The 9,318-nt window shown below is 69.0% G+C and carries 10 protein-coding genes; 4 read left to right on the top strand and 6 right to left on the bottom strand.

Annotated elements, in window-relative coordinates:
- The coding region (locus FVE25_RS54675) for a hypothetical protein (RefSeq protein WP_219825911.1) at nucleotides 1–362 on the top strand (362 nt) is incomplete at its 5' end.
- A 23-nt stretch (nucleotides 363–385) separates the two neighbouring features.
- Here the strand turns inward: FVE25_RS54675 and FVE25_RS43460 are convergent.
- Nucleotides 386–985 carry an HAD family hydrolase gene (locus FVE25_RS43460; RefSeq protein ID WP_157253355.1) on the bottom strand — a complete coding sequence of 200 codons (600 nt, stop codon included), beginning with the start codon at nucleotides 983–985 and terminating at the stop codon, nucleotides 386–388.
- A gap of 23 nt (nucleotides 986–1,008) precedes the next feature.
- Between FVE25_RS43460 and FVE25_RS43455 the strand changes: the two genes are divergently transcribed.
- Nucleotides 1,009–2,430 carry a glycosyltransferase family 39 protein gene (locus FVE25_RS43455; protein ID WP_246268363.1) on the top strand — a complete coding sequence of 474 codons (1,422 nt, stop codon included), beginning with the start codon at nucleotides 1,009–1,011 and terminating at the stop codon, nucleotides 2,428–2,430.
- Here FVE25_RS43455 and FVE25_RS43450 read toward each other — a convergent pair.
- The gene (locus FVE25_RS43450; protein WP_157253354.1) at nucleotides 2,417–3,625 is read right to left on the bottom strand and encodes a hypothetical protein; all 1,209 of its coding nucleotides are present in this window, start codon (nucleotides 3,623–3,625) and stop codon (nucleotides 2,417–2,419) included. The two genes, FVE25_RS43455 and FVE25_RS43450, sit on opposite strands and share 14 nt — an antisense overlap.
- 116 nt (nucleotides 3,626–3,741) lie before the next feature.
- On the bottom strand, nucleotides 3,742–4,176 hold the full coding sequence (locus tag FVE25_RS43445; RefSeq protein WP_157253353.1) for a hypothetical protein: 435 nt from the start codon (nucleotides 4,174–4,176) through the stop codon (nucleotides 3,742–3,744).
- 140 nt (nucleotides 4,177–4,316) lie between these two features.
- Here FVE25_RS43445 and FVE25_RS43440 point away from each other — a divergent pair, with 140 nt between their 5' ends.
- Nucleotides 4,317–5,477: a glycerophosphodiester phosphodiesterase gene (locus FVE25_RS43440; RefSeq protein ID WP_157253352.1), complete on the top strand. Its 1,161-nt coding sequence runs from the start codon at nucleotides 4,317–4,319 to the stop codon at nucleotides 5,475–5,477.
- A 46-nt stretch (nucleotides 5,478–5,523) separates the two neighbouring features.
- Here the strand turns inward: FVE25_RS43440 and tyrS are convergent, their stop codons facing one another.
- Nucleotides 5,524–6,786 carry a tyrosine--tRNA ligase gene (gene tyrS / locus FVE25_RS43435; RefSeq protein ID WP_157253351.1) on the bottom strand — a complete coding sequence of 421 codons (1,263 nt, stop codon included), beginning with the start codon at nucleotides 6,784–6,786 and terminating at the stop codon, nucleotides 5,524–5,526.
- 88 nt (nucleotides 6,787–6,874) lie between these two features.
- Here tyrS and FVE25_RS43430 point away from each other — a divergent pair, with 88 nt between their 5' ends.
- Nucleotides 6,875–7,276, top strand: a complete 402-nt coding sequence (locus tag FVE25_RS43430) for a PH domain-containing protein (RefSeq protein ID WP_157253350.1) — start codon at nucleotides 6,875–6,877, stop codon at nucleotides 7,274–7,276.
- Here the strand turns inward: FVE25_RS43430 and FVE25_RS43425 are convergent.
- Together FVE25_RS43425 and argH are read right to left on the bottom strand one after the other, a co-directional pair.
- Nucleotides 7,216–7,878 (bottom strand): DNA-3-methyladenine glycosylase, encoded by a 663-nt coding sequence (locus tag FVE25_RS43425; protein ID WP_157253349.1) that lies wholly within the window; start codon nucleotides 7,876–7,878, stop codon nucleotides 7,216–7,218. The genes FVE25_RS43430 and FVE25_RS43425 overlap by 61 nt on opposite strands.
- Nucleotides 7,860–9,317 carry an argininosuccinate lyase gene (argH, locus tag FVE25_RS43420; RefSeq protein ID WP_425489525.1) on the bottom strand — a complete coding sequence of 486 codons (1,458 nt, stop codon included), beginning with the start codon at nucleotides 9,315–9,317 and terminating at the stop codon, nucleotides 7,860–7,862. Before argH ends, FVE25_RS43425 begins: the two co-directional genes overlap by 19 nt.
- Nucleotide 9,318 lies beyond the last annotated feature (1 nt).

Raw genomic sequence — 9,318 nt, 5'->3', positions numbered from 1 at the left:
AACTCATCATCAAACCACTGTTTGACGAGGTGTTGCATGAGATACTTCATGCACTGGCTTTTAACACACTGTTGAGTTCTCAAGAAACGGACGCGTTTTCCGGCGTTCGTTCGTTTTTCGTTGTGCCTTTAGTGTTCCACCTGCTTTGTTCTCTGTCAAATCGCTGGGATTTGACGTCCAAACAAATTCCGTACAGGCGGAAACCCCAGAAAACATACCGTGCCATCATGGGCGTGTCGAATCAACCGAATTTTCCGGTGGTTCTTCGTCCGCACCCGAGACGGAGTCTCAAGGGTCTCACCCTGGGGCCCGTCCGTCTGAGACGACGTCCGGCTCGCTCCCGGGGCGAACACAAAGATTAGATCGCCATTCGCCCCACGTCAAATCACCACGTCGGAGGCATCGTCCCGACGACCTCGCGCACCTGCGCGGCCGACGTGAACACCTCCGCCACCATCCCCGCCGACCGCGCGGCGAGCACGTTCTCCTCCCGGTCGTCGAAGAAGAGAATCTGCCCCACCTCGACCCCCAGGTCCCGCGCCACCGCCTCATAGGCCCGCGGATCCGGCTTGATCACCCCGATCCGGCAGGAGTACGTCCGGACGGAGAAGTGCTTCATCCACTCCTGTTTCTCCCACACCGGGACCACGTCCTCGACGATGTTCGACAGGATCCCCAGCGTGCGCCCTTCCCTGGCCAGGTCTTCCACCAGGGCCACCATCTCCGGATCCGAGTGCGATAACGCCCCCACGTCGGTCTCGGTCAGCGTCGCGAGGTCGGGGAACCGCGTGCCGAGCCGCCGGGCGACGTTATCCCAGTAAGCGCCGCCGTCGAGCCCCAGGTCGTACTCGGGCCGGCAGGCCCAGTACGCCTCCCAGAACGCCTCCTTCGGAACCCCCGCCAGTGCCGCGATGTCGCTTTCCGCCTGCTCCGAGTGCGGATGGGCGATAACGCCGTATAGATCGAACACGATCACGTCAGTCATGATCCAAGCGTATTCTTTCCCCGGTGACTGCCACCATCATCCGCACGGCCCCGCCGGCGACCCGCACGCTCGCCTGGCCGGCCTGGCTGATGGCCGCGCTCGCGTTCGCGGTGGCGATCTCCGGTTCCGGAGCCGCCACCCTCAACGGCGACGAACTCGCCACGATCAGTGCCGCGCAGCGCTCAATCGGCGGCTTGTGGGAGTTGTCCCAGCAGATAGACGGGCATTTCCTCCCCTACTACCTCTTCATGCACCTGTGGGTGAAGGCCGGCACCGCCGAACTCTGGATCCGCCTCCCGTCGGCCATCGCGATCGGCGTCGCCGCCTGGTTCCTGACCGACCTCGGCCGCCGCCTGCACAGCACGACCGCGGGCGTCACCGCCACGGCCCTGTTCGCGGCACTGCCCTCCGTCTCCTACTACGGGGCCTTCGCCCGTTCCTACGCGTTCGCCGCCGCCGCGGTGGTCCTCGCCTTCTGGGCCCTGCTCCGCGCTCTCGACGAGCCCCGCCGTACCAGCCGCTGGGTCCTCTACGGCGGCGCGGTCGCGCTGATCTGCTGCACGCACCTGTTCGCCGTCCTCACCTTGCCCGCGCACCTGCTGCTCGCCCGCCGCACGACGTGGATGCCCATGCTCGCCGCCCTGGCCGTGGGCGGCCTGCCCGCCGTCGCCCTCGGGTTGATCGGGTACGGCGAGCGGCACGCGATCAGCTGGATCCCGCAACGCGGGCCGGAGGTGCTGCTGAAGTTCCCGAAGATGGCGGCGGACTCGATGGAGGTCGGCCTGCTGCTGTTCGCGGTGGCGCTGGCCGGGGCGGCGGCGTACTGGTTCATCCGCAAGGACCGGGTGGCGTGGGCGCTGGTGGCCTGGCTGGTGCTGCCGCCCGTTCTTCTGCTGGCGGTGTCCCATCTGGTGACACCTGTGTATGTGGATCGCTACTTGTTCGTCACCGCTCCGGCGCTCGCCCTTCTGGCGGGGATCGCGGTGGCGTCCGTGCCCCGGATGCCGGTGGCCGCGGCGGCGGCGCTGACGGTGGTGACGATCGTGCTGGCCGTACCGGCCCAGGCGGACGTGCGCGACTACAACGGCCGGTACGCCGATTTCCCCGGCGCCGTCGCCCGCATCAAGACGCAGCCAGGCGACGCGCTCGTTTATGGGCAGAGTTCGGAGCGCAAAGGCGTGCTGTATTACGCGAAGAAGCCGCTGCCCGACGACGTGCTGCTGGTGTCGCGTGAGCCGGAGGCGCACGGATTCGCCTTTCCGGAAAGGGACGACGTCGCCGCGGTGCTGGAAGGGCGCCAAAGGGTGTGGATGGTGTGGCGAGGGGCCAAGACGGCGACGTTGCCGCGGATCGAGGCGGTACGGCGGGCGGGGTTCGAGCAGGCGTCGGCCTGGCATTCCGCGGAGATCCCCGGGCTGACGGTGGCGTTGTTCATTCGGTCCTGATCTGCTGGATCGGGACGATCCGGCCGTCGGCGAAGACGCGGACGCCGGATTTCCTGCTCATCCCGAGCAAGGGCCTGCGGGCCCACTCATGTTCGAGGCTGAGCCGGAGGAGCCGGAGGAACTGATCGAAGCCGGCCTGATTGCGCGACAGCGCCTGCGTCAGCAGGGGGTTGTACATCCGCACCTCCTCCACGCGGTCGAGCGCGAGATCGACCAGGCTGTGCGGAAGATTCTCGAGATGGGACTCGAGGTTGAAGTCGTCCGCATCCCAGGCGTCGTGGTGCTCCAAAATGAGGCGCGCGATGTCCGGGGAAGGGCAGGGAACGAGAGTTTCGAGAATGCGGGCTCCTTCGCGTCCCCTCCCCGACTCGACCGCCTCTTCAGCACGTTTGATCAACGCGGCACGGAGTGGAGTGACCTCCCAGCTGTCGCCAATGCGTTTACTCGGCACCCAGCCGCCGGCCAGTGCCCGCTGGAGAACAGGAAGACCGGCGAAGTCGTTCCAGTTGGCCAGCATCATCGCGAGTTCGATACGAAGGGTTTCGACAGGCTCGGCCTCCAGCCGGTCGGCGATGGCCGCGCGAAGGATGGTGTCCTCCCTCTCCCATGAGGAGAGGCCGGTGATCATCGCTGCTCTGGTCTCCACGTCCGCGCTCGACAACATGGCGATCAGCGGCTCCTGGACCCGATCGGCCACCGCTTCCAGCGCCGCGACCATCTCATCGGCTTGCTGCCATCCAGCTATCCCGTCCCGGAGGAGGTCCACAGCGGTGTTCGCATTTTCTGTGTCGATGACCGCACGCAATGCCTGCACCCGGACGGATCTGTTCCCCGCCAGTTTCCCGTTGCGATGCATCGCGAGAATGTGGCCGGCGATACGCGGCCCTAGGCCGTTCGCGGCGATGTAGGCGAAGACATCGGTCAGTTCGCGTGGCGTTCTGCTCTCCGACAGCGCGGAGAGCGCCATGGTGGCGGCCTCTTCGTCGATGGGGAAGTTCAGATAGGGCGGGAAGTGCCGGCGATCGGACGAGCCGTCCCCTGATTCCAAAGCGGTCTCGACAAGCACGTGTATCGCCCGCCCCGAGCCCAGGAGTTCCAGCCCAATGGCCAGACCGGTGGTCGACGCATGACGCAGGCGGGAGAGAAGGAATTCCTCGGCAGGCGGGTACTTCAATTGACCAAGAGGGACGGCCACCCAGTCCAGCAGCCTAGGCTCCCGTTTGGCCAGAGCCAGCAGGCGTGCGCCGACTCCGGCCGTCCGGGGAGTGCCCCAGTGCCACGATCGCCCCAATCTGCCCACTCGCCCTCCGCCTATCCATGTCCGCGGCGATCTCGAACAGGACGTCGGTGGTCTCCTCCCCTCCGATGTCTACCAAGAGCTGCGCGCATTGATCCGCGATGGGAAAGTCCATGGATTGGCGCAGCACGGCCACCACATCGGCCACGATCCGCCCCCGCAGCCACGGCAGCCGGACCCTGGGCGTCCCCACCAGACACGAGGCCGCGCAGGTACGGCGGCGGCTCCTCCTCCCGGAGGCGCACCTGGACGTAGAGGTTTTCCAGGTCCAGTGGCTGCGACATGTCAAGAATCTTCAGGTGGCGCAACGCCGCCACGAGGGCCGCGCGCTCCTCCAGCGCCCGCTGCTGCCGCAGGTTGCCCCGCCATTGGAAGAAGCCCGCGATCAGCCCGGCCAGGACCCCGCCGAGCGCGATGAGCGCGGGCGCGTTCGACGTCCAGAACGTCATGCCTGGAGTATCGCGCCACCGCATCACGTCACCAGAAGTTTCCCGATTATTGGCCCATATGGGGATTTCGGTCCTTACCATAATCGCCGCGGTGATCGACCGGTGAGGGTCTCCGGCACTGGCGCCGCAGGGAGTTCCACGTGCGAAAGATCGCAGCGGCCACGCTCGCCCTCCTCACCCCTCTCGCGGGAGCGGGGACGAGCGCAGCCGCCGACCACCGCCCGGACCGCTCGCAGGTGATCGTCATCGGTCACCGCGGCTCGGCCGGGCACCGTCCCGAGCACACCCAGGGCAGCTACGAGCTGGCGGTGGCCATGGGCGCCGACTGGATCGAGCCCGACCTGGTGCCCACCAAGGACCATGCGCTCGTGGTCCGGCACGAGAACGAGATCTCCGGCACCACCGACGTCTCACTGCGGCCGGAGTTCGCCGCGCGCAGGACCACCAAGATCGTGGACGGGCGCAGTGTGAGCGGCTGGTTCACCGAGGACTTCACGCTGGCCGAGCTCAAGACGCTGCGCGCGGTGGAGCGGCTGCCGGCCGTCCGCCAGCGCAACACCGTCTACAACGGCTACTACCAGGTGATGACCTTCCAGGAGGTGCTCGACCTGGCCAAGAAGCTCTCCCAGCAGTACGGCCGGCAGGTCGGGGTCTTCCCCGAGACCAAGCACCCCACGTACTTCCGCTCGATCGGGCTGCCGCTGGAGGAGCCGTTGATCGCGACCGTCCGGCGCAACGGGCTGAACCGGCCGCGGGGTCCCGTGGTCGTGCAGTCGTTCGAGCCGTCGAGCCTGAAGCGGGTGGCCGGGGCGCTGCGCGTGCCGCTGTGGCAGGCGCTGGGGACGACGGGCCAGCCGTACGACCTGAAGGCGGCCGGAGATCCGACGACATATGCGGACATGATGAAGCCCGAGGGGCTGGCGAAGATCGCCCAGTACGCCCAGTGGATCGGACCGGACAAGTCCTCGGCCGTCCCCCTCAACCCGGACGGCAGCACCGGGCAGCCCACCACCCTGGTCGCCGACGCGCACAAGGCGGGGCTGAAGATCGGCGTCTACACCTTCCGCAGCGAGAACCAGTACCTCCCGCTGCAGCTGCGCCGGGGCGCCGTGCCGACCGAGCACGGTGACGCGCTGGCTGAGTACCGGGCCCATCTGGACCTCGGGGTGGACGCCTTCGTGACCGACTACCCGGACACGGCGGCGCTGGCCCGCGGCGAGCGCACCAGGCCCCGCGGGCAGAGCCCGGCCGGCCAGGTGACCCCGCTCAACGCCGACGAGCCGGAAGAGGGCCGCCACTGAAACGCAGCGGCCCGCCCCTCGGAAAAGGGGCGGGCCGCACGGGTGATCAGCCGACCTCGACGCCGCCGATCGACTTCTTGCCGCGCCGCAGCACCATGAACCGCCCTTGCAGCAGGTCGCCGGCGGACGGCACGAACGCCTCATCCGTGATCTTCACGTTGTTGAGGTAGGCGCCGCCCTCCTTGACCGCCCGCCGCGCCGCCGACTTGGACTCCACCAGCCCGCTCTCGGCCATCAGGTCGACGTACGGCAGGCCGACCGCGGCCACCTTGGCGAGCGGCACCTCGGCCAGCGCCGCGCCCAGCGTGGCGGCGTCCAGCTCCTCCAGCGACCCCTGCCCGAACAGCGCCTTGGAGGCCGCCACCACCTTGGCCAGCTCGTCGGCGCCGTGCAGCAGCGTGGTGAACTCCTCGGCCAGCGCCCGCTGCGCCTCGCGCGCGAACGGCCGCTCGGCCACGGCCTTCTCCAGTTCCTCGATCTCCTCGCGGCTCCGGAAGCTGTAGATCTTGAGGAACTTCACGATGTCGCGGTCGTCGGCGTTGAGCCAGAACTGGTAGAAGGCGTACGGCGAGGTCATCTCGGGGTTGAGCCATACCGCGCCGCCGGCGGTCTTGCCGAACTTGGTGCCGTCGGCCTTCGTGATCAGCGGCACCGTCAGCGCGTGCACGTGGGCGCCCTCGACGCGCCGGATGTAGTCCACCCCGGCGGTGATGTTGCCCCACTGGTCGCTGCCGCCGAGCTGCAGCGTGCAGCCGTAGCGGCGGTAGAGCTCGGCGTAGTCGTTGGACTGCAGGAGCTGGTAGCTGAACTCGGTGTAGCTGAGCCCCTCTCCCGCCAGCCGCGTCGCGACGACGTCACGGGCCAGCATGCGGTTGACCGGGAAGTGCTTGCCGACGTCGCGCAGGAAGTCGATGGCCGACAGCTCAGCGGTCCAGTCGAGGTTGCTCACCATGACGCCGCGCGCCTCGTCGGACAGGTCGAGGAAGCGCTCCACCTGGACGCGGATCTTGGCCACCCATTCGGCCACGACCTCGACCGGGTTCAGGGCCCGCTCGGTGCTGCGGCCGCCGGGGTCGCCGATGAGGCCGGTGGCGCCGCCGACCAGGCCGATGGCCCGGTTGCCCGCCTGCTGGAAGCGGGCGAGCGTGAACAGCGGCACGAGGTTGCCGACGTGCAGGGAGGGCGCGGTGGGGTCGAAGCCGCAATAGGCCGTAACCGGACCCTCGGCCAGCGACGCGCGCAGAGCGTCGAGGTCGGTGGACTGCGCGATCAGCCCGCGCCAGGCGAGGTCATCCAGGATGTCGGTCACGATCTCGGCTTTCCCGTGAGTAGGTTGCGTGGCTCTTCAGCCTGCCCGATCCATACGGATGCGCGCCACTTGGATACGCTCGGTCTCCATGTGGAAGGTCCGTCGCGAGCTGGCCGCACTGAAGATCCTAGGGGCTGTGGTGTGTGCGGCACTCACGGTCTATTGGTGGCTGCAGCACGATACGCGCGGCGTGATCCTGGCCGTTCCGGCGACGTTGCTGATCGGCGCGATGGCGCTGCGCGACGTCCTGGTCCCGGTACGGCTGCGCGCCGACGAAAGCGGCATCACGGTCGTCCACGGCTACGCGGGCCGGCGCCACGTGCCGTGGGAGCAGATCCGGGACGTCACGGTCGACGTCCGGACCAGGTTCGGCCGGCGTACCGAGATGCTGGAGATCGACACCGGCGACCACCTGCACATCTTCAGCCCTCACGAGCTGGGCGCGTCCCCCACGGAGGTGGCCGCCGCACTGCGCCGCCGGGGCACGTGAGCCTTGTAGGGCGAGACGGTCGGGTCGCCGTCGATCCAGAACCGCCACGGGGTCTCCTTGGCCACGGAGATCCCGGTGCGCGGCCCCGACCGGACACGGGCCGGATCGGCGGGCTCTCCCTCCAGTACGGCCAGCGTCCCGTTCCCGGAGAAATCCCGGATCGCGTCGAGCCCGTTGTGCTCCCGATGCAGCCCGAGAGCCACCGCCAGCCGGGCGGGCCCACGGGCCAGATCCCGGTCGCTCGCCTTCACGCGCCGTTCCCGGGCCAGGGGCAGCCCTTCGACGATCTCCCCGGCCCGCAGCAGCACCGCCGAGCCGTGTTCCTCCGGCAGGCACACCAGGTTCGCGCAGTAGTGCATCCCGTAGGTGAAGTACACGTACAGGTGCCCCGGCGGCCCGAACATCACCGCGTTCCTGGGCGTCTTGCCCCGGTAGGTGTGGGCCGCCGGGTCCTCGCCCGGCCCGCCGTACGCCTCGACCTCGGTCAGCCGCAGGGAGACGGGACCGTGCACGAGCACGCGCCCGAGCAGCTCGGGCGCGACCACGTGGGAGGGCCGGTCGAAGAAGGCGCGCGGCAGTGGTTTCAGGAGCCCGCCGCCCATGCGGCCTGGCCGTCGACGGTCTCGCGCAGCGCGGTGAGCTGGTCGCGCACCCGGTCGGGCGCGGTGCCGCCGGGCGCCTTGCGGGCGGCCAGGGCGCCGGGCACGTTGAGGACGTCGCGCACGTCCGGGGTCAGGTGCGGCGAGACCTTGAGCAGTTCCTCGTCGCCGACGTCACCGAGCTCGACGTCGTTGACCTGGCAGTACACGACCAGGTGGCCGACGGCCTCGTGCGCCTCGCGGAAGGCGACGCCCCTGCGGACCAGCAGCTCGGCCAGGTCGGTGGCCAGGGCGAAGCCGTCGGAGGCGGTGGCCTGCAGGCGGGCGGTGTTGACCCGCATGGTGGCCACGAGCCCGGCCATCGCGGGCAGGACGAGCAGGAGCGTGTCCACGGAGTCGAAGACCGGCTCCTTGTCCTCCTGCAGGTCGCGGTTGTAGGTGAGCGGCAGCCCCTTCAGCACGGTCAGGAGGGACATCAGGTTGCCGATGAGGCGGCCGGACTTGCCGCGGGCCAGCTCGGCCACGTCGGGGTTCTTCTTCTGCGGCATGATCGACGAGCCGGTGGAGTAGGCGTCGTCCATCTCGATCCAGCGGAACTCCTGCGAGGCCCACAGGACGATCTCCTCGCCCAGCCGCGACAGGTGCACGCCGATCATGGCGGCGTCGAAGAGGAACTCGGCGGCGAAGTCGCGGTCGGCCACGGCGTCCATGGAGTTGGGCGCGGCCGAGGCGAAGCCCAGCTCCTCGGCGACCGCCTCGGGGTCGAGCGGCAGCGACGAGCCGGCCAGCGCGCCGGCGCCGAGCGGGGAGACGGCGGCGCGCTTGTCCCAGTCGATGATCCGGTCGATGTCGCGGGCGAAGGCGTGCACGTGGGCCAGCAGCTGGTGGCCGAAGGAGACCGGCTGGGCGTGCTGCAGGTGCGTCATGCCGGGCGCGGCGGTCTCGGCGTGCGTAGCCGCCTGCGCCATGAGCGCGGTCTCCAGCTCCACGAGGCGGGAGACGATCGTGCGCGCGTGGTCGCGCAGGTACAGGCGCAGGTCGGTGGCGATCTGGTCGTTGCGCGAGCGTCCGGCGCGCAGCTTGCCGCCGAGCGAGCCGAGCCGCTCCAGCAGGCCGCGTTCGAGGGCGGTGTGCACGTCCTCGTCGGCGACGGTGGGCCGGAACTCACCGGCCTTGCACGCGCGCTCCAGGTCGTCGAGCGCGCCGATCATGCGCTCGAGCTCGTCTTCGGTCAGCAGCCCCGCCCGGTGCAGGACCCGCGCGTGCGCCCTGGACGCGGCCAGATCGTACGGCACCAGCCGCCAGTCGAAGTGCACGCTCACCGACAGCCGGGTGAGCGCGTCGGCCGGACCACCTTCGAAGCGCCCGCCCCACAGCCTCATCGGCTTACCATCACTCACCGTCAGCTCCTCAATCTCCACTGCGAAGTCCTCCGCGACCATA

It is taken from the genome of Nonomuraea typhae (genome assembly GCF_009760925.1).
GTDB classification, from domain to species: Bacteria; Actinomycetota; Actinomycetes; order Streptosporangiales; family Streptosporangiaceae; genus Nonomuraea; species Nonomuraea typhae.
This window is presented reverse-complemented; position numbering and strand designations above follow the sequence as displayed.

What these genes read in the sequence shown, in the direction of transcription:
- FVE25_RS43430 (WP_157253350.1), top strand. Translation starts at nt 6,875, where the DNA reads ATGTGGAAGGTCCGTCGCGAGCTGGCCGCACTGAAGATCCTAGGGGCT.
- FVE25_RS43460 (WP_157253355.1), bottom strand. Translation starts at nt 985, where the DNA reads ATGACTGACGTGATCGTGTTCGATCTATACGGCGTTATCGCCCATCCG.
- argH (WP_425489525.1), bottom strand. Translation starts at nt 9,317, where the DNA reads ATGGTCGCGGAGGACTTCGCAGTGGAGATTGAGGAGCTGACGGTGAGT.
- FVE25_RS43425 (WP_157253349.1), bottom strand. Translation starts at nt 7,878, where the DNA reads ATGGGCGGCGGGCTCCTGAAACCACTGCCGCGCGCCTTCTTCGACCGG.
- FVE25_RS43445 (WP_157253353.1), bottom strand. Translation starts at nt 4,176, where the DNA reads ATGACGTTCTGGACGTCGAACGCGCCCGCGCTCATCGCGCTCGGCGGG.